Here is a 335-nt window from a genome sequence, read left to right as displayed (position 1 = left end):
CCGGGACTCCACGAACTCCACAAGACGCCCCGCCTGCGCCACAAGAGCCGCAGCACTCCGCGCCGAGACCACCCACGGAATCACAGAAGGCACCACCCGAAGCCCGGCTTCCCCCACCCCTTCCCCGACCACAGGGACCTCTTCAACCACAGGCGCCTCTTCGAGAATGACATGAGCATTGGTACCGCTCAGCCCGAACGACGACACCCCAGCCCGCCGCGGGTGCCCATTGACCGGCCACTCCCGCGCCTCAGTCAACAACTCCACCGCACCAGAGGCCCAATCCACCTCCCGCGACGGCTCATCCACATGCAACGTCCGCGGCAACACCCCAC

1 protein-coding gene is annotated in these 335 nt (G+C 66.9%); it reads right to left on the bottom strand.

Annotated features, from left to right (window positions below; genetic code table 11):
* Positions 1-335 (bottom strand): ketoacyl-synthetase C-terminal extension domain-containing protein (locus tag JK364_RS54790; protein ID WP_307841752.1); only part of this gene is annotated, 335 nt, incomplete at both ends.

The organism is Streptomyces endocoffeicus (genome assembly GCF_016741935.1).
Taxonomy (GTDB): Bacteria; Actinomycetota; Actinomycetes; order Streptomycetales; family Streptomycetaceae; genus Streptomyces; species Streptomyces endocoffeicus.
Note: the sequence above shows the minus strand (reverse complement) of the source record. Positions and strands in the feature narration are given on the sequence as shown.